Origin of the sequence: Paenibacillus sp. FSL L8-0340 (assembly GCF_038593145.1) — a bacterium.
Lineage (GTDB): Bacteria > Bacillota > Bacilli > Paenibacillales > Paenibacillaceae > Paenibacillus_AQ.
Window position 1 is genome coordinate 1,177,734 of sequence record NZ_CP151967.1, and the last position, 23,698, is coordinate 1,201,431.

Sequence of the window (23,698 nt, forward strand, 5' to 3'; positions counted from 1 at the left end):
ATTAACTAACTTATTATGTAAGGTGTTCACGGTAGAATCTCTCTTTTAGAGAGATTTTCTTGTCTGTCATTTGACCTTTGTTCAATTTTTAATAGAAGAGAGGGTTCATTTTGATCCAGCCAATTCTGGAAATTGAGGATTTGCATACTCATTTTTTTACGGATCGTGGAGAGGTTCCTGCTGTGGACGGCGTCGATTTGTATATTGATCCGGGCGAAATTCTTGGAGTGGTTGGTGAATCGGGCTGCGGCAAGAGCGTCACTTCATTGTCCATCCTGAAGCTGGTTCCGAATCCTCCCGGCCGGATTGTCGGCGGCCGCATTCTATTAAAAGGGCAGGATCTTGTGCCGCTTAGGGAAAAAGAAATGCGAAAGATCCGCGGAGACTCGGTATCGATGATCTTCCAGGAGCCAATGACTTCGCTTAACCCGCTGTTTACGGCAGGTCAGCAGATTATCGAAACTGTGCGGCTTCACCGCGGCTTATCGAAAAGAGAAGCGCGGGAGCATGCGGCCGGGATGCTCCGCAAAGTAGGAATACCGCGGCCGGAAGCGATCATTGATGAGTATCCTCACCAGTTGTCGGGCGGCATGCGCCAGCGGGTGATGATCGCGATGTCGATCTCCTGCAGTCCGGAGCTGCTCATTGCCGATGAACCCACAACGGCGCTGGATGTAACGATTCAGGCGCAGATTCTGGATTTGATCCGGCGGTTGAATGAAGAACAAGGCACTGCGGTCATGCTGATTACCCATGATCTTGGAGTTGTGGCGGAGATGTGCCACCGGGTGGCTGTTATGTATGCCGGCAAGATCGTAGAGGAAGGCTCTGTGCGCGATATTTTTAAAAATCCGTTTCATCCTTACACGAGGGGGCTTATACAGTCTGTGCCAAGAATGAACGAGGTCCGGGAACGGCTGTATTCCATTCCCGGCAATGTGCCGATTCTCAGTAAAGATATGCAGGGCTGCCGGTTTGCACCCCGCTGTCCGAATATGATGGACATCTGCCGTGAGTCGCTTCCTGAGCTGTCACTGCAGGAAGACCGGCACAGCTGCAGATGCTGGCTGCATGACAGCCAACAGGAGGATGCTGTATGAGCGAGAACCTGCTCGAGGTTATTGGCCTCAAGAAGTATTATCCGATTTATAAAGGCTTCTTCAACAAGGTGCAAGGGGCCGTCAAGGCCGTGGACGATATTTCCTTCTCCGTAAGCAAAGGCGAGACCTTTGGACTGGTGGGGGAAAGCGGCTGCGGCAAATCGACAACCGGGCGTACGCTGCTGCGGCTGATCGAGCCTACAGCAGGGGAGGTCTGGTTCGAAGGCCAGGATATCACCAGGCTCACTCTGGAAGAAATGCGCAAGCGCCGGCGGGAGATGCAGATTGTCTTTCAGGACCCGTTCTCTTCCCTTGACCCGCGGAATACGGTGCAGCGTATTCTGGAAGAGCCGATGATTGTACATGGTGTAGGCGATGCCAGGCAACGGAGGGATACTGTCGAGCGGCTGGCTGATGTGGTCGGCTTGGCGAAGGCACATCTCCAGCGTTATCCGCATCAATTCTCCGGCGGGCAACGGCAGCGGATTGGAATCGCCCGGGCGCTTGCCCTGCAGCCGAAGCTGATTATAGCGGATGAGCCTGTGTCCGCACTGGATGTATCCATCCAGTCTCAGGTCATTAATCTGATGCAGGATTTACAGAAGGAATTTGCACTTACCTACATATTTATAGCCCATGATCTCAGTGTGGTGAAGCATATCTGTGACCGTGTCGCCGTAATGTACCTGGGACGGATTGTAGAGATTACCGATAAGTACAAGCTTTATGCCGAACCGCAGCACCCGTATACACAGGCGCTGCTGTCGGCTGTTCCCGAACCCGATCCCGATATCCGCAAGAAACGGGTTATTCTGCAGGGTGAAGTGCCGAGTCCGGCCAATGCGCCTGTCGGTTGTGCCTTTAATACCCGTTGTCCCCGGGTGATGGACGTGTGCCGCAATGTAAGACCGCCGTTGAACGAGACCGGGCCAGGGCATCTAACCGCATGCCATTTATATGATGATGCTGACACCCGGCTGGCTTAACAAGACTTGACGACATCTTAGAAAGACTCCGGCAGGAGTTATCCTTAGTATTCAGAGCGAGCAACCATTCATGAATGCAATTAGTGGACTTGGTATATGGCAGCGCTTTGGCGCAGCTCCATATAGACGCTTTAATACTTTTAATGAAGGAAGGGAGTTTTCTAGAGATGAAGAAATGGAGTAGTCTTGCACTGGCAGTGACGCTGGGGGCGGTATTAATGTTAAGCGGCTGCGGAGGCAACAATAACGCAAGCACGGAGTCAACTGCGGGGGGCAATACAGCGGCAACTGCCGCACCGGATAGCTCTCCTGATTCGGCGGCAACGTCACAGGATACACTGATATTGGGGCGCGGCGGTGATTCGGCTTCGCTGGACCCGGCAATCGTAACCGATGGTGAATCTTTGAAGATTGCCCATCAGGTATTTGACTCTCTGCTGGAATACAAACCGGGAACCTCCGAGGTACAGGCTTCACTTGCAGACAGCTGGGAAGTCTCAGCCGACGGCTTAATCTACATCTTCAAGCTGCATCCGGGTGTGAAGTTCCATGATGGATCAGACTTTGATGCCGAGGCTGTCGTGTTCAACTTCACGCGCTGGAGTGATCCGGCAAGTGAATACAAATTCGAAGGCGATTCCTTTGACTACTATGACTCCATGTTCGGTCCGGACGGAAGCCGTGTCATTAAAGAGGTGAAGGCTGTTGATGCCACAACCGTGCAATTTGTGCTTAATCAGCCGCAGGCCCCTTTCCTGCAGAATATCGCCATGACCTCCTTCGGGATTGCCAGCCCTACAGCCATTAAGGAGAAGAAGGAAAACTTCAAGAATGAGCCGGTAGGCACAGGTCCGTTTGTGTTCACCGAATGGAAGCACAATGATTCCATTACGCTGGACAAGAATCCGGGCTACTGGAAAGAAGGGCTTCCTAAGCTGAACAAAGTTATCGTCCGCTCCATTCCGGATAACTCTGCGCGCTTTACTGCTCTGCAGAACGGTGAGATCGACCTGATGGAGGACCTTAGCCCTGATGATCTGTCCACACTGGAAGGCAACACCGGGCTGCAAAAGATTGAACGCCCGCCGTTTAATGTCTCGTACCTCGGCTTCAACTTCAATAAGAAACCTTTTGACAACGTGAAGGTAAGACAAGCGCTGAACCATGCGGTGAATAAGCAGGCTATTATCGAAGCGTTCTTCTCAGGTCAGGCAACGGCCGCCGTTAACCCGATACCCCCATCCCTATGGGGCTATAACGATGCTGTGAATGATTATGAATACGATCTGGAGAAAGCAAAAGCGCTGCTTTCTGAGGCCGGATATCCTGAAGGTCTGCCGGATCCGGTAACTTTGTATGCTATGCCGGTCTCCCGTCCTTATATGCCTGATGGCAAGAAGGTAGCCGAGGCGATTCAAGCCGATTGGGAAAAAATTGGCGTGAAGACGGTGATCGAGTCCCCTGAATGGGCTACTTACCTTGACGACACAAAAGTCGGAGAAAAAGATGATATCTACATGCTCGGCTGGACCGGTGACAACGGTGACCCGGATAACTTCCTGTATACGCTCCTTGATAAAGATGCGATTCCGGGCAACAACCGTTCCTTCTATATTAATGAAGAATTGCATACCGTTCTGATCAATGCACAGAAGGAAACGGACCAAGCCAAACGCTCCGACCTGTACAAGCAGGCGCAGGAAATCATCAAAGCGGATGCGCCTTGGATTCCGCTTGTGCACACGACTCCGTTGCTGGCTGCCAAAACCAATCTCAAGGGTTTTGTTCCAGGTCCGACAGGTACGGAATATTACAGCGAAATCTACTTCGAATAGTAGGTGAGCTGATTTGAACTCCTACCTATTAAAACGTGTAATGGTATTAATCCCGGTTCTGATTGGGATGACAATCATTGTCTTCTCTATTATCCATGCGATTCCGGGAGATCCGGCAGAGACGATTCTGGGACAAAAGGCAACGGAGCAGTCCAAGCAGGCGCTGCGGGGACAACTGGGTCTCGACAAGCCGTGGCTGCAGCAGTATTTCAATTATATGGGCGATTTGCTGCAAGGCGATTTGGGTACCTCGATCCGTACCAAAACGCCAATCGCCAAAGAAATTATGCCTTATCTGGCCGCTACCCTGGAACTTACGGCGGCGAGTATGCTGTTCGCCACTGTTGTGGGAGTCAATGCCGGTATTCTAAGCGCCTGGCGGCAAAATTCATGGTTTGATTATGCCGCAATGATTATAGCGCTCATTGGTGTGTCCATGCCGATTTTCTGGCTTGGTCTGATGGAGCAGCTGTTATTCTCGCTGAAATTACATTGGCTGCCCTCCATAGGCAGGATGGACCAGCGCAATCCGGTGGAGAGCATCACCAGTCTCTACGTGATTGATACGATACTGGCAGGCCGCTGGGACCAGTTGTGGACGGTTGTTAAACATCTGATCCTGCCAAGCATTGCACTGGGTACGATTCCGATGGCGATTATCGCCCGGATGACCCGCTCCAGCATGCTGGAGGTAATGAATTCGGACTACATCCGTACGGCAAAAGCCAAAGGGTTATCGCAATTTCTCGTAGTATACAAGCATGCGCTCAAAAATGCGCTGATTCCTGTATTGACTGTGGTGGGGCTGCAGACAGGAGCTCTGCTCGGCGGAGCGGTGCTGACAGAGACGATCTTTGCTTGGCCGGGTGTGGGAAGATATATATTTGAGGCGATCAGCTCGCGTGACTATCCTGTCATTCAGACCGGTATTCTGATTATTGCTTTTATTTTCGTAATCATTAATCTGCTTGTGGATCTGCTCTATGCCGTCGTTGATCCACGCATCAATTACAAGTGAGGGGTGAATCTGTGGCACAGGCAACAGTTAATGTAACGCCCCCAAAGGTACGTGCCGAAAAGGGCTCCGGACCTTGGCATGATGCGTGGAGGGCATTCCGCAAGAACAAGACGGCTATGCTCGGGCTCTGTATTATTTTGTTTTTCGTGCTGATTGCGCTGTTTGCCCCGCTTATCGCGCCGTATACCTTCAAGGAGCAGGAGCTGGTGAACCGGCTGAAGGCACCGTCGGCTGACCATTGGTTCGGCACGGACGATCTGGGAAGAGATTTGTTCAGCCGGGTCCTGTACGGTGCCCGTATCTCGCTTTGGGTCGGGTTCTCCTCAGTGATCGGTTCTATTATTGTCGGTACATTTCTGGGGGTTCTGGCCGGATTCTATGGCAAGTGGGTAGACATGCTGATCTCCAGAATGTTTGATATCCTCTTGGCTTTTCCGAGTATTCTGCTCGCGATTGCAATTGTGGCCATACTCGGACCCTCTCTGCGGAATGCGCTGCTCGCCATTGCGATTGTTAACATCCCGACCTATGGAAGACTCGTTCGGGCCAAGGTGCTCAGTTTGAAGTCGAAGGAATACATCACGGCGGCAAGAGCGATCGGGATGACGAATGCGCGTATTCTGCTGACTCATATTCTGCCGAACAGCCTGACACCGATCATTGTACAAGGGACGCTGGGCATCGCAACCGCCATTATCGAAGCGGCAGCCCTCGGCTTCCTTGGCCTTGGTGCGCAGCCGCCTGATCCGGAATGGGGCAAGATACTCTCCGATTCGCGCCAGTTCATTCAGAAGGCGCCGTGGACGGTCATTTTTCCGGGGATGTCAATCATGTTGACTGTACTCGGATTCAACCTGATGGGAGACGGACTACGCGATGTGCTTGATCCGCGGATGAAGAGTTAAAACAATGAGATCCAGGGAAGCCCTTAGGTGTTTACACGCCTGGGGGCTTTTTTGCTATGAAGCCCATTATAAATAGAAATGTATGTTAAGGTGTAATCTGTATTAATCATAACTGAATATAAGCAAACATAACCAAACGTATAGAAAAACGAAAAAAGATATGCTAGAATATCATCTAAATATACAAGATATATAAATGGGAGGAATGGAAATGGTCAAGAAATTAGCGTTGGTTGTCATGACTGTAATGCTTGCTGTGGGCTTGTCGGCAATACCTGAGAAACAGGCAGAGGCGGCGAAGAAGAAAACCGAAATCATTGTATCTGCCGCAGCCAGCCTGCAGGACAGTCTTGACAAGATTGCCGTTCTTTATGAGAAGCAGCATCCTGATATTGACCTCGTCTTTAACTATGGCGCTTCCGGTACATTACAGAAGCAGATTGAACAAGGCGCTCCGGCCGATCTGTTCTTCTCAGCAGGAGATAAGCAAATGACAGCGCTGGTGGATGGCAAACTCATTTCAGGCCATACGGAACTTCTAAAGAATCGGCTGGTTCTCATTGTGCCTTCCGATTCCAAAGCTAAGATTACAACAATCACACAGCTTACAGATAAAACATTCAAGAAGGTCGCTGTCGGACAACCGGAATCGGTGCCGGCGGGCCAATATGCGCAGCAGTCATTGACCGCGAAGAATGTATGGGATACGCTGCAGAGCAAACTGGTATTCGCCAAGGATGTCCGCCAGGTGCTCTCCTACGTGGAAACAGGCAATGCTGATGCCGGATTTGTGTATAAGACAGATGCCCTAACCTCCAACAAGGTGAAGATCGCCCTTACTGTAGGGGCACAGGTGCACAAAGCAATCAATTATCCGGTCGGGATCGTTAAGGATTCCAAACATCAGGCAGAGGCCAGAGCCTTCTATAACTACGTGCAAACCAAGGCGGCGGGCGATATTTTTACCGGCTACGGCTTTCAGCTTGCCAAGTAATTCTAATCGAACTTAAGCGGGGTGAAAGCGGATGGAGATCAATTGGACTGATTTTTTCGCCCCGGTCTGGCTTTCCGTCAAAATCTCTGTAATCACGAGCATCATCGTATTCCTTCTGGCAACCTTCGCAGCTAAGAAGATGGCGGGCCGGAGGTTCCCCGGATACAGTCTGGTCGAGACCATTCTGCTGCTGCCGCTTGTACTGCCCCCTACCGTAGTCGGCTTTGTGCTTCTAGTAATTCTGGGACGGCGGAGCTGGATTGGCAGGCTGTATGAGCAGTTCACAGAGCATACCATCCTCTTTACCTGGGGGGCTGCCGTTATTGCTGCGGTGGTTGTGGCCTTTCCGCTGGTCTACCGGACCGTTAAGGCCGGGTTTGAGGATGTCGAAAAGGATCTTGAGGATGCGGCGCGTGCACAGGGTGCCAGTGAACTGCAGGTGCTGCGTTATGTAACGTTGCCGCTTGCCAGCCGTTCTCTGGCTGCAGGGTATGTGCTCGGCTTTGCCCGCGGGCTTGGCGAATTTGGAGCTACGATCATGGTAGCAGGCAATATTCCCGGCCGTACGCAGACGGTGCCCACCGCCATATATGTGGCCGTCGACGGCGGCGACATGACGCTGGCCTGGATGTGGGTATGCTCGATAATCGTAATCTCAGCCGTTATGCTAATGTTTGTTAATCGCCGTTCTTGAATCGAAGTATGCGGATAACCTCCGGTTTTGCCATCAAGCATCATGGCAAGACCGGAGGTTATTTACTATGATCATAGAGAGAACAGAACATTTGAGGACGGCTAATAAATGATTATGTGAAATTTCGAACAAAGCCTGGAGTTCATTCGTAATGTTAATTGAAAGGGTGGGCGGGGGCACATGATTACCGATAAACAACTCATTGAAGGGTGCCGGTCCGGCCGCCGTGAAATGCTGGGACTGCTCGTCGACAGATACAAAGATGATTTGTACCGGTTTTGCCGCCACCTTACCCTGAATGCCCAGGATGCCGAGGACCTGTTTCAGGAGGTGTGGGTCCGGGTCATCCGCAAGCTGGAGAAATATGATTGCGAGCGTTCCTTTAAAGCCTGGCTGTTTCAAGTTACGCTCAATCTGCATAGGGACCGCTACCGCAGATGGAAAAAACTCCAGCGCCGTTTTCTGGGTGAGGCGTCTTTCCAGGCGGACTTCCTGAACATCCGGGATTCGTCGCCTCTCACGGAAGAAGCTTTGCTGCGGAATGAACGGAACGCCGAGCTGGAGCAGGGGCTGCGTGCGTTGTCCAAACGGTATTTGGCGCCGCTGGTTCTCTACTATTACAACGAATTCAGCTATGAGGAGATTGCGGAGATGCTTGGCATTCCCGTGGGAACGGTCAAGTCAAGGCTCAATCAAGGGAAGAAGCTGCTGCAAACCTCCATGCAGCATGTAAAGGAGGAAGCATGATGAATGAAGAGGAAGCGCAGGAACAACTGCTAAGCCGATATTTTAATGAACCGGCCCTGGCTTCTCCCCGGCTTGTTGCGGATACTCTCCGGAAAATAACGGCTGCAGAAAGATTGGGAAGAAACTTTATCGCTGTCGTGGTGATTCAAGTTATTGTGCTAATGCTGCTGGGAGCCTGCGTGCTGACTGGTCCTCTTCCCCTGCTATGGAAGCTGGTCCTGCTGCTGGCCTTTGGTCTCGTTCAGACATCTGCCGCCGCAGCACTGCTGTTCTGCCTGTCCGGCAGATCGGGCGCAGCAGCCCGGGCATGACTTTTCAGGTATATGGGGCAGGCGGACACCAGACATCCGCATTATTCTCAAAGGAGGACGGCATATGAAGAGACATAAGCCGCTTGGCAAATTGCTTTTTTGGGTTCTTACAACGGGCTTCTTGCTTACTCTGGCCTTAATGGGATATTGGATGTTTCCCTATATGTCGGATGTCCTTAGTGAGGAACGTGGCTGGTTTTTGTTTATGGGGCTGGCCGTGCTGCTGCTCATTGGTTTGAATGGAGCTATAGCCGTATTCATCTACAGGGATGCTTCGCGTATGGGGATGAACACATGGTTGTGGATGACTGCTGTCATCTACATTCCCAATTTAATCGGGCTGCTGATCTACTTTGTGGTCAGACAGCAGCACAAAAGAGACGGCGGCGTGAGTGCTAAAGAGGAATATTGCCCGCACTGCGGGCACATGATTAGAACCGGGGAGTGAATGAAGTGAACAAAAAGTGGAGCCTGCTGATACTCGTAGTACTGACATCTGCTTTGCTGCTTACGGGCTGCGAAAAAAGGCTGATGTTCGTTGGATCAAGCAGTGGTAAACAAATTAAGGCATCCTACAAGCTGCTGTCAGGTACGGAAACAAAGACGCTGAAGCTCAAAGAAGGGCAAACTCTGCTTCTGGACTATACCTCCAAAGTGGATAAAGGCAAGCTGTCCATGAAGCTGTATGATCCCGATCACGAGCTTGTGAAAGAGCTTCGTACGAATGAGGCCGGAGAAGAGCAGGTGGAGATTAAAAAGGACGGTAAATACAAGCTCGAAATTGTCGGTACCGGGACCAAAGGAAGTTATAAAATCAAATATTCCACTGAAGCCGAGTAGGGATTACTGGCTGGCTGCTTTCCGCTTAAGTCTCGTAAATGAGCCTTCCGGTATCGGTAAGGTCATAGCCGTGAATGGAGCTGAGTTCGTTTTTGAATGCAGATGACCGTAAAATGTCGATGACAGTCCCGATCCATTGCTCATGCTCCGGCTTCTTGATCATTACAAGATCATAACGCTCCTGAATGAGCGGAATGAATTCAATGCCGTCAATAATCTTGGCGGCTTTTTCTGTGCCGATGCCGACGTCAGCCTCACCCCGTGCCACCATCCCGGCTACGGCCAAATGACTGTTCTCTATAGTGTCATAACCGCTTAACTGGGCGGACTGGATACCGTGCAGGCGCAGCTGCTCGTCCAGCAGCACCCGCGCACCGGAGCCGCGCTCGCGGTTAATCAGCCGGAGGCCCTTCTGCTGGAGATCCGACCAGTCACGGATGCCCTTCGGATTGCCCTTTAGCACGTAAAATCCTGCACTTCGCGCCAGCATATGCACCACTACATAGGAGAAGCCGACAAGCAGCTTGCGGATATAGGGCAGGTTATATTCTCCTGTATCGCCGTCCAGCAGGTGGGTGCTGACAATGTCAGACTCCCCATGATACATCGCAATCAGGCTGTCCAGACTACCGGCATAGGAACGAAGCGGCCGGGAGGAGGGCTGGCTGCGCTCCAGGTGGGTAGCCAGAATGTCCAGCGACATATCCTGCCCGGTAATGACCACATTGACTCCGGCCGATTTACCGGTAAATGCAGGCGGCTGGGAAAAGTGAAGCGGTGCTGCAAAAGTGGCTGGCGGCAGTGCAAAGGGAGTATGGGGAAGTGCGGCTGCATCGCCAGCAGGCGGACCGGCCGAAGCTCCGCTGCGCGAATTCTGCTTGTAGGCCTCCAGATCGGAGAGGTCGACACGCATTTGTTTACCGACACGGTAAGAGGGCAGCTCGCCCTTTTTGATCAAATCATAAACCTTCAGCTTGGATATCTTCAATAACCGGGCGATTTCCTCGGTAGTATAGGAAGTGTTCTCAGACATGGATAAAGCCTCCTAAAGGATGGACTGCAGCAGCGATCATAAAGTCATAATAATAGCTCAAGACTACCTTATTTTGAGGTCAATCGCAATTAAAGAGCCACGGAAAGGCCGGCAAAAGTATTCAAAAAGCAAAATGCCGGCCATGCTTCACCTGCTCTGCATCGGATAATTCAATCAGTTCGGAAACGGTGACGAACCGGAAGCCCCGTTTTGCAAGCTCGGGCAGGATGATTTTGAGCGCTTCACCCGTCTGCGACTGCCCGTGTACATAATCATGGAACAGTACGATATCGCCGTTTTTTGCATTACGGATGACTTTGCTGTAGATATTCCACACACCAGGACGGTTCCAGTCGCGGGTATCCTGATGCCAGGACCACAGCACCGGCTTGAGGCCCATATTGTTGGATACATCAATCAGTGTATCATCGTACATGCCGCCAGGCGGTCTGAACAGGCTGCTGTGTTTGCCTGAGATCTTTACGATTTCCTTTTCGGTCAACTCCAGCTCCTGCAGAATCTGCTGCTCGGAAATAGGCTTCTTGAAATACACATGATTGTAAGTATGGTTAGCCAGTTCATGCCCCTCGGCAATCACCTGCTTGGCTACCTCGGGATAGGCGGCAATTTTTTTGCCGATAGCAAAAAAGGTGCATTTGGCATGGTATTGATGCAGCACATTCAGAATCTGCGTGGTCTCGGAAGGATCGGGTCCGTCGTCGAAGGTCAGTGCTATTACTTTTTGACTGGTGGGGACCTCCCAGATCATGGCCCCGCTCTGCTCATAATAATAGCGGTTTTTAATATTTGGACTGGCTAGCGCGCTGTTAGTAAGCCCAAGCAAAAGCATGAATGCTGTTATTGTGGTATAGGTTATTCTGCAGCCTGTTTTCATAAGATTCATCTTTCACTCCATACATGACCCGTGGCAAAGTAAACGGGTTATTTTGCTTTAGAATGCTCCATGCACCTTACAAACTATTCACTGCGGCCGGGGAGTTGCTCAACTTTCTATTTTAGAGTGAAAGTTCTGCTGAAAATGACTTATAATGAAATACTAAATACAGATCAATGGATAGGGGCAGCGGATATGACACTTATTGAGAAAAGAGAGCATCGGCAATATCCGGAGATTACCCGGCTGGAAACCTCTAGAGCTGCATATGAACGCGATTATTCGCGCCTGATTCATTCGCCGACTTTTCGCCGGCTGCAAGGCAAATCACAGGTGTTTGGCGCCGGTACCGGCGATTATTACCGTACGCGCCTGACTCATTCCCTGGAAGTGGCACAAATTGCCCGTGAAGCCGCCAAGAGCCTGCTTCGCTCTTACCCGGAGGTGGAAACAGGGCAGGCGGACAACCCGGGTCTTGTAATCGATCCCGAAGTGGTGGAATGCGCTGCTATCGCGCATGATTTCGGCCACCCGCCATTCGGCCACAAAGGGGAAGAAGTGCTCGATAATATTTTGGAGCAGCTTGTGGCTAAAAAGACTGAGGAAGAAGCGCTGAAATCCGGCGCGGGTCCGCTGCAAAAGCAGACGATCCACGAAAATCTGAAACGGCAATATGAGCATTTTGAGGGCAATGCCCATAATTTCCGGCTGATCATGTTTCTGGAGAAGCGCGAGAACATCGACGGCCTGAACCTTTCCGACGCAGTGCTGCTGGGGATCAACAAGTATCCTTTTCCCGGCACGGTACTCAAGAAAGGCATGTATCTTCATGAATGGGATTATATCAGGGAAGTCCGCAAGGAATGGGGGGTGCCGGAAGGCAAGAAGACGCTGGAAGCCCAGCTTATGGACCTCTGCGACGACATCGCCTATTCCGCCCATGATTTGGAGGATGGCATAAAGGCCGGCAAGATTGAGGTCCATGAGCACTTTATGCATGATGCCTATATCCAGCAGCTGATCGTCGAGAAGATTACCACGCTGGAGGATTTGTTCTGGGAAGGCTGGAAGTCAGAGGCTATCCATGCGAAAGTTGAAGAGGTACTGAGCTCATTCCTGCGGGTATGGATGGAGAAAATGCCCACCTGCGAAAATGATTACTCCCGCACCCGGCGTGAGGTTAAAGCCTACTGGGTCAGCACCTTTGTCGCCAGCTTAGGCGTGATTCACGACGGAAACTGGAAGAAGGTCACCTTTATCAAGGAGGGCAAAGAAGATGAGGACATGCTGCGGACGGTCAGTGTGCTCAAAAGCTTCGCCTGGGTCACGATGATTCGCGACCTGCGTGTGCAGCGGCTGCAGAAACGCAGTGAGTGGATTTTGCGGCGGCTTTGGGGCGCATTCCTTGATCCTGAAACGTCAAAGGCGATTATTCCGAGCGACTGGCTGCAGCGCTTTGAGAAGGATCAGCGGTCGCAGAGGCCGATCTGGACGTGGGAGCATATGGTGATTGATTATATTGCCGGAATGACAGATGCTTTTGCCGAGAAAATCTACAATGAGCTTTATGGTCTGAAGGTCGGTTCTATTTACGATCTGGACTAGGACAAGCAAAAGGAACGGCGAAGTTGTATCTACAGGAAGTGATGCTTGCCGCAGCCGGGCCGGACATTGATTAACAGGTTTCAAGTGAGTATGGCTAAAGACTCAGGGTGAAAGCCAGCAGACTCAGTGGCGTTATAAAAAACCCGAAGCCCCTATACGGTGCGCTTTGGGTCTTTTGGTATGTTCTAAAGAGACAGGAATGAATATCTTACATTATATAAATTTCTCATTTCAATCTGCCGAAATATAAGGTAGATCTGTTTTTTGCCCATTCTTGAAAATGAAATGTAACAGATTGGAATTACATGTTTGGTTTTCGGAAAAGTTTGAGGAGGATGCGCAAATGAGAAAGGATCTGGGGCTTAAGGGATCTGTACACAAATTCGTTAATGGGACATTGAAGGGGGTAACATCCAGGGGGAAGCAAAGCATCGGCTTCAAAATAGCTTCCGGGTACGTTGTTTTGGCTTTGCTGGTCTTGATTATCGGAGGAACCTCTCTTTATTTAATGAACGGTATGCAAAAGAATACCGGAAATATTGTTGAACAAATGGTCCCTGCGCTGGAAGAAATACATAATGTCAATTATTACACTGAACATATCATGGCGGTCAGTATGCAGCATATTTTAAGCACCGATGCTGCACAGAAAAAAAAGCTGGAAGCGGAACGTGACCAATTTATCCGTAAAGTGGCCGAATCTATGAAAAACTATAGAAATACGCTGCGGAATAAGGATCAGAAGGAGCTGTTGCAGTCACTGAATCATAAATGGGATGAATTTATGACTATTAACAACCAGGCGATCAAGCAGAGCGGTGCAGGCGACGAAGAACTGGCACTGGAGGTCTCGCAAAAAGGGATTACGGCGTTTAATTCGATGCAGACCGATATGGATGCTCTGGTTGATCACAGCGAGAAAGCCGCGTCTGAAGAGGGCGAGCGTTCCGTTGAGATTTTTCATACTTCTATTATTGTGAATCTGATTACTGTAGTGGTAGTGCTGGTTGTGATCGGTCTGATTAATATGGTTATCCGGCGCACAATCATCAATCCGCTGAAGCAGGTAACCGTTCATTTGCAACAAATATCAGGCGGTGATTTGACGTCAGAGGATACCTTGATTGCAAATCAGGATGAAATCGGTTTGCTTGCCAGGACGGTAAACGATACGAACCGGACATTGCTGGAGATTGTGAGTCAGATCCGTAGTGTTTCCAGTATTATCGCGAGGCAGGGGGATGAGCTGGTCCGCAATATTTCCGATACAAAGGAGGGCAGCCAGCAGATTGCCCTTACTATGGAGGAGTTGGCCAAAGCTTCTGGAAGCCAGGCGGAGGCAGCCGTAGAAGCATCCAAAGCGATAGAGGATCTGAATATACTGATTGAGGCTTTTGCAGTCAAAGGTATGGATCTGTCGCTTCATTCCGGGCAGGTACGGACAAAGGGTGACAGAGGCAAGCAATTAATGGAGAGCTCAGTGGCACAAATGGGGCAAATCGCCGAAGCAGTATCACAATCCATGGAAACGGTGGAGGAGCTGAACCGCAAGAATGAGGGGATCTTCCGGCTGGTTGGCTCGATCCGCAGCATTTCCGAACAGACGCATCTCTTGGCAATCAACGCTGCGATTGAAGCAGCCAGAGCCGGAGACAGCGGGCGCGGATTTGCGGTTGTGGCGCAAGAGGTGCGGAAGCTTTCGGAGGAAGTGCAGCGGACGGTATCGGAAATTACCGGGATTACGCAAGGCATTCAGCTGGACTCCAAAGAGGTGGTCGAGCATTTGCGCATGGGGGTCATGAGGACAGAAGAAGGCAGCCGGCAAATTGCTGAGACAGGCGAAGCTTTGGATGACATCAATAAATCGGTGGATGTTATGTCCGGCACTATTGAAGAGATGGGCGATAATCTTCAGCAGATGACCGCAGCAAGCGAAACGATGAACGAGTTCAGCCAGCATATTTCAGCCCTTGCCCAGCAATCGGCGGCAGGTGTGGAAGAAACCTCAGCTTCGGCCCACGAGCAGCTCAGCGCCACCAATGAAGTTGCAGCTGGCATAGGGCAGCTAAAAACACTGCTGACCGAGCTTAGTGAATCGGTAACTCGTTTTCAGGTATAAGAGGAAAGCCCCTCACGGGTTCATTTACGCAAGGAGTAAATGTGACTGTGAGGGGCTGTTTGTGCTTGTTATAAACGTGACGGCAGAAGCTTGCTGCACGTTGCTTGGCCGCCAGTCAATAGAGTGGGCTGCAGTCAGTACTGGCGGCTATAGTCAACCCTGTTGCGCGAAGGGGCGCCATCTTGCAGATAGGACTGCAGGTTGTCTGTGAAAATATTAACAACGCGGTCGGCATATCGGTCTGTAGTGCCGGCACAATGCGGGGTAATTACCACCTGCTCCATTTCCCATAGCGGATGATCCTGCGGCAGGGGTTCGGTCTCAAAGACATCCAGCCCCGCTCCGGCCAACTGGCCACTCTTCAGCGCGGCTATCAAGTCTTCGGTATGGGTGGTGGCTCCCCGGCCGATGTTGATATAATAAGCGCCTTGCTTGCAGTTGGAGAAGATTTCCGCATTAAACAACCCTTGTGTTTCGTCGGTGAGCGGCAGCGTATTGATCACGAAATCGCCTTGGCGGATTGCGTCAGGCAGCTCGTCAGTGGTGTAGACCTGATCAAAATCGGCAACCGTTTTACCGGAACGGCTTATGCCGATGGTCTTCATCCGGAAAGCCTTGGCGATTCTTGCCGTTTCACTGCCGATGGAGCCGGTACCGGCAATGACAGCTGTCTTGCCGGTTAATTCACTTTCATTGCCTTCCGAATGCCAGCGGCGGTTCTGCTGGTTGCGTACGGCTGTATGCAAATTACGGGTGAAGAGCAGCATAAAGCCAAAGATTACAGCTGTGATCGGCTCGGCGTGAACGCCACTGGCGTTCGTGAGCAGGATTCCGCGCTCCTCCAATCGACCAAGCGGGAGTTTCTCTACACCAGCCGACCAAGTCTGAACCCAACGCAGCGGTGAATCCGGCTGCAGTAGCGTGTCGCTGATGCCCTTACCCCAGCCGATTACAATTTCTGCATTGGCCAGAAGCTCCAAATCCGGGCTTTTGGCGTTTCCCAGTGTGAGGGTATAACCTGGGGCGGCGTCGAGAATGAGCTTCTGCTGCTGGGATGTAAGGGGCTGTAAACAAACAATGGACTTCGTCATGATGGTTCCCTCCCGTTATACTTTTTTATAGGATTGGCTGATAATGTATAGAATAAGGATAACAAATCTGTCTGGAAAGGTGAAATTTTATGGAACTTAATAGGTCTGAGCGAGAGATTGAGCGCTTGTTTATTGCCGTAAAAGTCCCTTCAAACCTGAGTGAATTACTGGAAAAAGAGTCTAAAAAATGCTCCGCAAAGCTGAAATTTGCAAAATGGACACATTCTGAAGATTATCATATTACCCTGCAGTTTCTCGGTGACACACCCAGGAAAGAAATTCCTGCACTTCTTAAAGCGCTTGAGGAAATATCCGGAAAGAGCAAGCCGTTTCGATTAAGCTTGGAGAACTGGGGGACTTTTGGTCTTCCGCATGCGCCTAAGGTGCTCTGGGCAGGGGTTTCCGGCGAGCTTGCGAGACTTGGGGAACTGCAGCGGGACGTGGTTAATGCGACTTCTGGCCTCGGTTTTAAAGCCGAAACAAGGGAGTACAATCCCCATATTACCCTGGCCCGGAAATACCGGGGGGAGCAGCCCTTCAGCGCCGAGGAGCTGCCGGATTTACGTGACTGTGGAGAAAAAAAGGAGAACAATTGTTCGGAAAAGGACTGGACGGTAGATGCTTTTGTGGTGTATGCTACTAGAATGCATGCCATTCCTATGTATGAAATGATTGAAAAATTGACATTTTTCTAAATAAAAATCGACAAGAAAGTTTTCAAAGCTTCCATTTTCGGTTACATACAATAGGAATGTGCCGTAAAATAGGAGGTAAAAAATGGTTATTTTCAAACAAAATCGCTGTATTGCGCTGCTCGTTGGCGTTATTCTAGTGTGTTTCTCTTCAATAAGCCTGATGAACTCCGAGCGTGTATCAGAGGGCAAAAATACAGTATCAATGAATAAATTACAGACAACCCATGCATCTGCCGCATCTGTCCTGTCGTATCCTGCCACAACCGGCGCCAAGAGGATAACCGAAACACCCAAACCCATACTCTACACCACAGTTGCCGATCTGAGGCTTAACTGGAACAGCAATCCAGCCGTGAATTGGTTCACTCCCGATAAGCTGAAGCCGCAAAGCGCAGCCAAGAAGGTAACCATTCAGACTAAGGCTACTGTGGTGAAGGCACCGCCGGCAACAGCGCAGAAAGCGCTCGGACAGGCGGCAGCCAAGGGGAGCCAGACCGTAAAACAAGCGAAAACGGCATCTCAGCAACATCCCCCCGCTAAATTGTTCTTCTCCCGGACGCAGTTATTAAGCCAGGAACAGCAAGCGCAAGCAACCTGGAGCTACGCCGTATCCGATGAAGACCTGCTACTGCTGCAAAAAATCGTTATGGCAGAAGCAGAAGGCGAACCGTACCAGGGCAAGGTGGCAGTTGCCAACGTTGTTCTGAACCGGCTGCGGTCAGCCAATTTTCCCGACACCATTTATAAGGTCATTTATCAGAAAAGCCAGTTCAGTCCTGTGGCAAACGGGCGTCTTAAACGTGTCAAACCTAATAAGGACAGCATTAAAGCGGTAAATGCTGCGCTCTCTGGAGTTAAAGAGGTGACGGATGATACGTATTTCTTCCTGTCGCTGAAGCTGGCACAGGATCTGACGGTCCACCATTCGCAGGAGTACGCCAAGACCATCGGCAATCATACCTTTTATAAATAATTTGATTTCAATGAACGAGAAGCATAATTCCGCAAAACTTAGCGAATGCTTTCGAAGCCAGTTTTGCTGCACAGCCATTCCAAGAAGTACAATTCCGCAAAACTTTTAGGAGGATCTCTCTATGAAAATCACCTATTACGGTCATTCGGCGCTGCTTGTTGAGACGGAGGAAGTCAAGGTTATTATTGACCCTTTTTTGTCGGGAAATCCGAATTCGGGGATCTCACCCGATGAGCTTTCGGTCGACGCGGTTCTGCTCACCCACGGACATTCCGATCATTTTGGAGATGCGCTGGAGATTGCCGCGAAGAATGACTGTCCGGTCTTTGCTGTCTATGAACTGGCAGAATATTGCCGCATCAAAGGTGCGCAGGTCAAACACATGAATACCGGCGGCAGCCATTCCTATAAAGGAATTACCGTGAAATATACCCAGGCCTTTCATTCCTCCTCCATTACAGAAGGGGATACCTGGATTTATGCCGGACAACCGGCGGGCATTCTGCTCACTATCGGAGGCAAAACCTTATTTCATGCCGGAGACACGGCGTTGTTCGGAGATATGCGTCTGATCGGAGAACGAAACGCCATTGATATAGCGGCGCTGCCTATCGGGGACATGCTTACGATGGGGCCTGACGATGCACTGCTGGCGGCAAGATGGCTTCGTGCGGACAAAGTGATTCCGCTGCATTACAATACATTTCCGGCGATTGCCCAGAATGGCGCAGAGTTCTGTGACCGGCTGCGGCAGGAGGGGATTCAGGGCTATCCGCTGCAAGCAGGGGAAAGTTTGGAAATCTAACTGACGCTGGCGGTATAATAAAAGAACCTCCAATCCATACTTTAATGGATTGGAGGTTCTTTTGGTTGTGCAGTTCAGGCAGAACTGGCGGCAAACATTCGAGCTTAAGGGGTAACATAGACGGCCTCTTCATTGCGGGCCGGTGTCCGCGCTCCCCGCAAATCGGTTCTTCCATCAGCCGGTTTGCCCAGCAGCAGCTGCAGCACCGTAGAGGCGCAATTATGCGGTTGCTGGCGCTCGGGAGCCAGCCGGCGCTTCCGCAGCTCCTCCAGTCCGGCATATTCACGCAGCAGGAGGGAGAACCATTTGTCCACGACACTCGGATCCAGCACCTCGGCCAAGCCAAGCTCCACGAAATACTGGCAATTCTTCTCTTCCTGGCCGGGAATGGCGCTGTAGAAGAGCATCGGTATTCCTTTGGCCTGCCCTTCCGTGCAGGTCATTCCACCGGGCTTTGTAATCAGCAGATCGGAGGCATCCATCAGCTTATTGATTTCACTGCTGTAACCAAGTATCCTCACGTTGGGATGGTTCAACAGGGGATTGGCATGCATCTTGGCTACAAGCTTGTCGTTGCTGCCCATGCAGAAAATCAGCTGGATATCATCCATTCGGGCCGTGAGTGAGTCCATAACATCCTTGCCGAACATGAGTCCCCAGCCTCCGCCCATAATGAGCACGGTAGGAATATCGGCTAGCCCGAGTTCCTTGCGGAGCTGCGTCTTGTTGGAACGCTCCCAGAACTTCGGATGCACCGGTATGCCGGTGACCGTCACAAGCTCAGGAGATACTCCGCGGCCGGTCAGAATTGATTTTACCCGCGGAGTAGAGACTAGATACCGGTCAGCTTCAGCATTGACCCAGGTGGCGTGTGCGTCATAATCCGTTATGAGTGTAAAGAGCGGGACATTCAGCCCTTGCCGCTTCAACCTCGAAATGACGGCTGCGGGAATGGGATGTGTGCAAATAATTAAATCCGGTTTAAGCTGCTCGATAACCTGTAAGGCATGCGTATAAAAAACCCGGTGAAGCGCCAGCTTCGTCAACCGGTTCAGTGATTTATTGTATTGGGTCTTATACATCATGCCAACCAGCTTGGGCTGGCTGCTGACTGTTTTACGGTAAGCGGAAAGAATCCAAGGAGCAACCGTAGGATTCAGGAATTTCCCCAGCTCGATGACCCGGCATTGTACATCCGGATTCAACAGCTTTATTCCTTCGGCGAGAGCATAGGCTGCCCCTGTATGGCCCGTGCCGAAGCCTTCCGAAAACAGCAGTACTCTTTTCTTTCGCATAAGTTCACCTGCTACTTTCCTTCATAGGTAGAATTGCGGGTTCTCTTCTTTGGCGGATTGGAGATACCTCTAAATAATCATCTCTTCTATTATACAGCGAAATTAGCTGTTAATCTCATAATATAAGACTATGTGTGTCCGGCCATTCTATTCTTCCATTTCCCGCAGGGAAACCGCCCTTTTTCAAAGACGAGACAGACGTTTCTTCTTACATTATACAGATAAGACGTAAATAGAAAGTTAAATCACTGCAATAAATTAAAAAAATATACATTGGTTAAAGTATTGCAAACGCGGAGGCATCATGTTAAAGTAAGTAATGACCGAATGACCGGATTAGTAAAATGGTCAAAATGCGGTAGCAGCGATATTTCCGAGGAAAGGGAGTGTACGGGTGGCAGTGGTAGATCGAAGGCAGCAGGTGCTTAAAGCCGCGACGAAATGTTTTTCATTATTTGGCTATAAGGCAACTACAATGGATCAGGTCGCCAAGATTGCGAATGTTGGAAAAGGAACGATTTATACCTTTTTCACGAATAAGGAGCAGCTGTTCGATGAAATCCTGCGTGATGTCATTGTCGAAATGAAAAAAATCGCCGAGCGGGAAATCAAAAAAGATAAGCCTTTTTTTGATAATCTGCACAGGGTTCTGGATGCTTTGCTGGAATTTCGAAGCGAACACGAGCTGTTCATTAAGCTTTCCCAGGAAAGTCGCGATTTCGGAACGCCGCAGGCTGGTGAAGGACTCGACAAGATCGAGAGTGTTGTGCTTGACTATTTGAAACGGGAGGTGGAACAGGCGATTCGTCAAGGCGAAATCAAACCTTGCGACCCCAAGATCGTATCTGTTGTAATGTTTAGACTTTACATTGTGCTGACTGCTGAACTTAACAAGGTGCATGTGCCTTTGAACAAAGAGCAAATCAAACATTATTTTCACTTGTTCTTGTCCGAAGGACTGGCAACAGCAAAGTAAGGTTTGGAGCTGGAATAGGGATGGCATCGTCAACCGTCTGCTTTCCCTGGATGTTCTTTTACTTAGGCGGCAGTGGTAACAAAAACCGAATAGGTTTTTTTTTACCCCGGACTGACCAATTGGGGAAAACAGTCATATGGTATTACTGTAACTTTCAACACAATAGCAAGAGTTGAAGATTCATAGCATTTTAAAAGAGAGCAAACGATTATAAGGAGAGAACCAGAATGAAATCTTTATCCGTGTTTTTCAAGGACCTTGGGGCAGTGCTGAAGAATCCTAAAGTGCTGATCCCAATGTTTGTTGTTCTATTCGTTCCGGTGCTGTACAGCGGGTTGTTCCTGAAAGCATTCTGGGATCCCTACGGTAAAATGAATGAACTGCCGGTCGCTGTCGTAAATGAAGATAAAGGTGCCGACTACGAAGGCTCAAAGCTAACTGCCGGGAATGACCTGATAGAAGAACTTAAGAAAACCGACGGGTTCGAATGGAATTTCGTAACCCGTGACCAGGCAGAAGCAGGACTTGATGACAGTACTTATTATATGGCGATCATTGTGCCTGAAGATTTTTCAGCAAATGCAACAACCTTGCTGGGTACTGATCCCCAGCCGGCCAAAATTATTTATGAACCGAACGAAGGCTTCAATTTCCTTGCCGGCCAAATTGGCGGAACTGCGGTAAAGGATATTAAGACAAAAGTATCGGCCAAAATAACGGAAGCTTATACAGAATCCGTATTCGATAAAATTACGGAGATTGCCAGCGGGCTTGGCGACGCCGGAGACGGCGCAACAAAAATTGCCGATGGCGCAAGCAAGCTGGATGACGGCGCGCTGAAGCTGAAGGATAATCTGGTAGTACTGACCGAGGGCACTGGTAAACTGCTCGATGGTGTAGCGCCGCTTACGAAAGGTGTGAGCGATCTGAATACGGGTGCCGCCGCCATACAGAACGGCAGCAGTACTCTGGCAGGCGGACTCCAGCAATTGTCTGCTGCACACAAGAAACTGCAGGCTGGTGTATCACAGACTGCAGCAGGCAGCAAGCAACTGAGTGAAGGCCTTAAGAAGACGGAAACCGGAGCAGCTTCACTTCAGGCTGGTACAGCATCAGCTGTAGAAGGTACGACTAAGCTTCAGGCCGGCACGAAGTCGGTTGTCGATGGCAGTGCTAAGCTGGAAGCGGGACTTACTTCTTCCGTCGAAGGCAGTGCCAAGCTGGAAGCCGGTCTGAAGGCTTCCAAGGATGGCAGCGCGAAAGTGAGCGCGGGAGCCAAAGCAGTGGCCGATGGCCTGCAGCAGCTGGCCAAAACAAATCCTCAGCTTGCAGCCAGCCCTGATGTGCAAAAGCTGCTGGCCGCAAGTACGGCAGTCGCTCAAGGCAGCGCGCAGCTGGATCAAAGTCAGCAGCAGCTCGTGGAAGGCGCATCTGCGCTCCACAGCGGACAGGAGCAGCTTGTGCAGGGTGCAGGACAGCTGCATACCGGTTCTGAGCAGTTGGATGCTGGAGTCAGTCAGCTGCATGACGGAGCGCAGCAGCTGAATGCCGGCAGCACGCAGCTGCTGGAAGGACAAAAACAGCTCGTGGCGGGTGCAACGAAGCTGGAAACCGGCGGCACTACACTTGCCGCAGGAATGAAGCAGTTCGGCGCGAAGCTGGACGAAGCTGCAGCTGGCGGTGCGAAGCTGGCCGATGGCGGCAAGGCGCTGGAAGCCGGAACTTCGAAACTGTTGAATGGAGCAGGACAGCTGAGCAGCGGTCTGACTTCTGTCGCCGATGGCTCGAAGAAGCTAAGCGATGGAGCAGGTCAGCTGAAGGATGGTCTTGATGATCTGAAGGCCGGTTCAGGAGAACTTGCAACGAAGCTTGGGGATGCCGCATCACAGACCAGTTCGGTGAATAAGACCGATGCGTTGGTATCGATGTTCGCCCAGCCGGTGGAGATTGAAGAAGTTAAAGTCAATGCCGTGCCAAACTACGGCACAGGCTTTGCGCCTTACTTCCTGTCCCTTGGACTGTTTGTAGGTGCACTGATCAGCACGATTATTATTCCAATGCGTGATTCCGAAGTGATCGGTGCCAGCCGGTTCAACCGGTTTGTCAGCCGTACGCTTACATTCACAATGATGAGTGTGCTTCAGGCGCTGCTCGCTGCAGTTATTGTTCTGTACGGATTGGGTCTTGAAGTGCAGAATGTACCGCTCTTCTATGCATTTATCTTCATTACCAGTCTTGCCTTCATGTGGATGATCCAGGCGATTGTAACCTGGATGGATCAACCGGGACGTTTTGTGGCTATTGTCATCCTTATCTTCCAATTGACGACAAGTGCAGGTACGTTCCCGCTTGAATTGATTCCGAACTGGATGAAATTCTTCAATCCGCTTCTTCCTATGACCTACAGCGTCAGAGGATTCAAGGCAGTAATTTCCACGGGAGATACGGGTGTAATGTGGAACGATGCAGGCTTGCTTGCGATCTACGGCATTGTATTCCTGGCCCTTACGTTCACCTATTTCATGACCCGCAGTCGTGAAAGTGAAGCTGCTATAAAAAGTGAACAAGTTTTGACTGTATAATCGTTTAATAGCAATAATATAACAATAAGCAGAGGACGCTCCTTTAGGGGCGTTCTTTGCTTATTGCGGAAATGATATGCGCCATTAAAATGACATGTTATGGAAAGAAAACAAAATAAGCGTTTTCATTGCATAAGAACATATTCGGTTTTAATGCATAATTATGCATCGTAAAGATTTTTTACGCTTTTATTCACTA

At 50.3% G+C, this 23,698-nt stretch carries 22 protein-coding genes; 18 read left to right on the forward strand and 4 right to left on the reverse strand.

Translation table 11 applies throughout. The annotated features are described in order from the left end of the window. Positions 1 to 110 precede the first annotated feature (110 nt). The 11 genes from NST07_RS05330 (at position 111) to NST07_RS05380 (ending at position 9,430) form a co-directional block, all read left to right on the forward strand. The gene (locus NST07_RS05330) at positions 111 to 1,100 is read left to right on the forward strand and encodes an ABC transporter ATP-binding protein (RefSeq protein ID WP_341377444.1); all 990 of its coding nucleotides are present in this window, start codon (positions 111 to 113) and stop codon (positions 1,098 to 1,100) included. Beyond that, positions 1,097 to 2,086, forward strand: a complete 990-nt coding sequence (locus NST07_RS05335; RefSeq protein WP_341090098.1) for a dipeptide ABC transporter ATP-binding protein — start codon at positions 1,097 to 1,099, stop codon at positions 2,084 to 2,086. Before NST07_RS05330 ends, NST07_RS05335 begins: the two co-directional genes overlap by 4 nt. Positions 2,087 to 2,253: 167 nt before the next feature. Next, complete coding sequence (locus NST07_RS05340) at positions 2,254 to 3,921, forward strand: ABC transporter substrate-binding protein (RefSeq protein WP_341090100.1); 1,668 nt, start codon at positions 2,254 to 2,256, stop codon at positions 3,919 to 3,921. A gap of 13 nt (positions 3,922 to 3,934) precedes the next feature. Beyond that, entirely contained in the window at positions 3,935 to 4,939 is a 1,005-nt protein-coding gene (locus tag NST07_RS05345) for an ABC transporter permease (protein ID WP_341090102.1), read from the forward strand. Between the two features lie 11 nt (positions 4,940 to 4,950). Next, complete coding sequence (nikC, locus tag NST07_RS05350) at positions 4,951 to 5,844, forward strand: nickel transporter permease (protein ID WP_342481181.1); 894 nt, start codon at positions 4,951 to 4,953, stop codon at positions 5,842 to 5,844. 211 nt (positions 5,845 to 6,055) lie between these two features. Next, the gene (gene modA, locus NST07_RS05355) at positions 6,056 to 6,838 is read left to right on the forward strand and encodes a molybdate ABC transporter substrate-binding protein (protein WP_342481182.1); all 783 of its coding nucleotides are present in this window, start codon (positions 6,056 to 6,058) and stop codon (positions 6,836 to 6,838) included. A 31-nt stretch (positions 6,839 to 6,869) separates the two neighbouring features. After that, entirely contained in the window at positions 6,870 to 7,532 is a 663-nt protein-coding gene (gene modB / locus NST07_RS05360; RefSeq protein ID WP_038586608.1) for a molybdate ABC transporter permease subunit, read from the forward strand. A gap of 180 nt (positions 7,533 to 7,712) precedes the next feature. After that, positions 7,713 to 8,279, forward strand: a complete 567-nt coding sequence (locus NST07_RS05365) for an RNA polymerase sigma factor (protein ID WP_341090109.1) — start codon at positions 7,713 to 7,715, stop codon at positions 8,277 to 8,279. Next, positions 8,279 to 8,590, forward strand: a complete 312-nt coding sequence (locus NST07_RS05370; protein WP_341090111.1) for a hypothetical protein — start codon at positions 8,279 to 8,281, stop codon at positions 8,588 to 8,590. The genes NST07_RS05365 and NST07_RS05370 overlap by 1 nt, the downstream gene beginning before the upstream one ends. A 64-nt stretch (positions 8,591 to 8,654) precedes the next feature. Continuing rightward, complete coding sequence (locus NST07_RS05375) at positions 8,655 to 9,038, forward strand: hypothetical protein (RefSeq protein ID WP_038586617.1); 384 nt, start codon at positions 8,655 to 8,657, stop codon at positions 9,036 to 9,038. Between the two features lie 5 nt (positions 9,039 to 9,043). Further along, on the forward strand, positions 9,044 to 9,430 hold the full coding sequence (locus NST07_RS05380) for a hypothetical protein (protein ID WP_342481183.1): 387 nt from the start codon (positions 9,044 to 9,046) through the stop codon (positions 9,428 to 9,430). Positions 9,431 to 9,455: 25 nt separating this feature from the next. Here the strand turns inward: NST07_RS05380 and NST07_RS05385 are convergent, their stop codons facing one another. Together NST07_RS05385 and NST07_RS05390 are read right to left on the reverse strand one after the other, a co-directional pair. Then, on the reverse strand, positions 9,456 to 10,463 hold the full coding sequence (locus tag NST07_RS05385; RefSeq protein WP_341090115.1) for a helix-turn-helix transcriptional regulator: 1,008 nt from the start codon (positions 10,461 to 10,463) through the stop codon (positions 9,456 to 9,458). Between the two features lie 121 nt (positions 10,464 to 10,584). Further along, complete coding sequence (locus NST07_RS05390; RefSeq protein ID WP_341377446.1) at positions 10,585 to 11,367, reverse strand: polysaccharide deacetylase family protein; 783 nt, start codon at positions 11,365 to 11,367, stop codon at positions 10,585 to 10,587. Between the two features lie 186 nt (positions 11,368 to 11,553). Here NST07_RS05390 and dgt point away from each other — a divergent pair, with 186 nt between their 5' ends. Then, positions 11,554 to 12,963: a dGTP triphosphohydrolase gene (gene dgt, locus NST07_RS05395; protein ID WP_341090120.1), complete on the forward strand. Its 1,410-nt coding sequence runs from the start codon at positions 11,554 to 11,556 to the stop codon at positions 12,961 to 12,963. A gap of 343 nt (positions 12,964 to 13,306) precedes the next feature. Next, positions 13,307 to 15,082 carry a HAMP domain-containing methyl-accepting chemotaxis protein gene (locus NST07_RS05400; protein ID WP_342481184.1) on the forward strand — a complete coding sequence of 592 codons (1,776 nt, stop codon included), beginning with the start codon at positions 13,307 to 13,309 and terminating at the stop codon, positions 15,080 to 15,082. A 134-nt stretch (positions 15,083 to 15,216) separates the two neighbouring features. Here the strand turns inward: NST07_RS05400 and NST07_RS05405 are convergent, their stop codons facing one another. Continuing rightward, positions 15,217 to 16,173 carry a D-2-hydroxyacid dehydrogenase gene (locus NST07_RS05405; RefSeq protein ID WP_341377448.1) on the reverse strand — a complete coding sequence of 319 codons (957 nt, stop codon included), beginning with the start codon at positions 16,171 to 16,173 and terminating at the stop codon, positions 15,217 to 15,219. Positions 16,174 to 16,262: 89 nt separating this feature from the next. On the opposite strand from NST07_RS05405, the gene thpR reads away from it, so the two are divergent. The 3 genes from thpR (at position 16,263) to NST07_RS05420 (ending at position 18,646) form a co-directional block, all read left to right on the forward strand. After that, positions 16,263 to 16,868: an RNA 2',3'-cyclic phosphodiesterase gene (gene thpR / locus NST07_RS05410; RefSeq protein ID WP_341090124.1), complete on the forward strand. Its 606-nt coding sequence runs from the start codon at positions 16,263 to 16,265 to the stop codon at positions 16,866 to 16,868. A gap of 82 nt (positions 16,869 to 16,950) precedes the next feature. After that, complete coding sequence (locus NST07_RS05415; protein ID WP_341377449.1) at positions 16,951 to 17,841, forward strand: cell wall hydrolase; 891 nt, start codon at positions 16,951 to 16,953, stop codon at positions 17,839 to 17,841. A 121-nt stretch (positions 17,842 to 17,962) separates the two neighbouring features. Next, complete coding sequence (locus NST07_RS05420; RefSeq protein WP_341377450.1) at positions 17,963 to 18,646, forward strand: metal-dependent hydrolase; 684 nt, start codon at positions 17,963 to 17,965, stop codon at positions 18,644 to 18,646. 104 nt (positions 18,647 to 18,750) lie between these two features. Here NST07_RS05420 and NST07_RS05425 read toward each other — a convergent pair whose 3' ends face one another. Next, positions 18,751 to 19,941 carry a glycosyltransferase gene (locus tag NST07_RS05425; protein ID WP_341377451.1) on the reverse strand — a complete coding sequence of 397 codons (1,191 nt, stop codon included), beginning with the start codon at positions 19,939 to 19,941 and terminating at the stop codon, positions 18,751 to 18,753. A 394-nt stretch (positions 19,942 to 20,335) separates the two neighbouring features. Between NST07_RS05425 and NST07_RS05430 the strand changes: the two genes are divergently transcribed. Further along, positions 20,336 to 20,917, forward strand: a complete 582-nt coding sequence (locus tag NST07_RS05430) for a TetR/AcrR family transcriptional regulator (RefSeq protein ID WP_038586643.1) — start codon at positions 20,336 to 20,338, stop codon at positions 20,915 to 20,917. 227 nt (positions 20,918 to 21,144) lie between these two features. Continuing rightward, positions 21,145 to 23,499 (forward strand): YhgE/Pip domain-containing protein, encoded by a 2,355-nt coding sequence (locus NST07_RS05435; RefSeq protein ID WP_341090128.1) that lies wholly within the window; start codon positions 21,145 to 21,147, stop codon positions 23,497 to 23,499. The last annotated feature ends 199 nt before the right edge of the window (positions 23,500 to 23,698 follow it).

Coding starts and splice junctions, on each gene's coding strand:
- NST07_RS05335 (WP_341090098.1), top strand. CDS start 1,097: ATGAGCGAGAACCTGCTCGAGGTTATTGGCCTCAAGAAGTATTATCCG.
- NST07_RS05340 (WP_341090100.1), top strand. CDS start 2,254: ATGAAGAAATGGAGTAGTCTTGCACTGGCAGTGACGCTGGGGGCGGTA.
- modA (WP_342481182.1), top strand. CDS start 6,056: ATGGTCAAGAAATTAGCGTTGGTTGTCATGACTGTAATGCTTGCTGTG.
- modB (WP_038586608.1), top strand. CDS start 6,870: ATGGAGATCAATTGGACTGATTTTTTCGCCCCGGTCTGGCTTTCCGTC.
- NST07_RS05365 (WP_341090109.1), top strand. CDS start 7,713: ATGATTACCGATAAACAACTCATTGAAGGGTGCCGGTCCGGCCGCCGT.
- NST07_RS05370 (WP_341090111.1), top strand. CDS start 8,279: ATGAATGAAGAGGAAGCGCAGGAACAACTGCTAAGCCGATATTTTAAT.
- NST07_RS05375 (WP_038586617.1), top strand. CDS start 8,655: ATGAAGAGACATAAGCCGCTTGGCAAATTGCTTTTTTGGGTTCTTACA.
- NST07_RS05385 (WP_341090115.1), bottom strand. CDS start 10,463: ATGTCTGAGAACACTTCCTATACTACCGAGGAAATCGCCCGGTTATTG.
- NST07_RS05390 (WP_341377446.1), bottom strand. CDS start 11,367: ATGAATCTTATGAAAACAGGCTGCAGAATAACCTATACCACAATAACA.
- dgt (WP_341090120.1), top strand. CDS start 11,554: ATGACACTTATTGAGAAAAGAGAGCATCGGCAATATCCGGAGATTACC.
- NST07_RS05400 (WP_342481184.1), top strand. CDS start 13,307: ATGAGAAAGGATCTGGGGCTTAAGGGATCTGTACACAAATTCGTTAAT.
- NST07_RS05405 (WP_341377448.1), bottom strand. CDS start 16,173: ATGACGAAGTCCATTGTTTGTTTACAGCCCCTTACATCCCAGCAGCAG.
- thpR (WP_341090124.1), top strand. CDS start 16,263: ATGGAACTTAATAGGTCTGAGCGAGAGATTGAGCGCTTGTTTATTGCC.
- NST07_RS05415 (WP_341377449.1), top strand. CDS start 16,951: ATGGTTATTTTCAAACAAAATCGCTGTATTGCGCTGCTCGTTGGCGTT.
- NST07_RS05420 (WP_341377450.1), top strand. CDS start 17,963: ATGAAAATCACCTATTACGGTCATTCGGCGCTGCTTGTTGAGACGGAG.
- NST07_RS05425 (WP_341377451.1), bottom strand. CDS start 19,941: ATGCGAAAGAAAAGAGTACTGCTGTTTTCGGAAGGCTTCGGCACGGGC.
- NST07_RS05435 (WP_341090128.1), top strand. CDS start 21,145: ATGAAATCTTTATCCGTGTTTTTCAAGGACCTTGGGGCAGTGCTGAAG.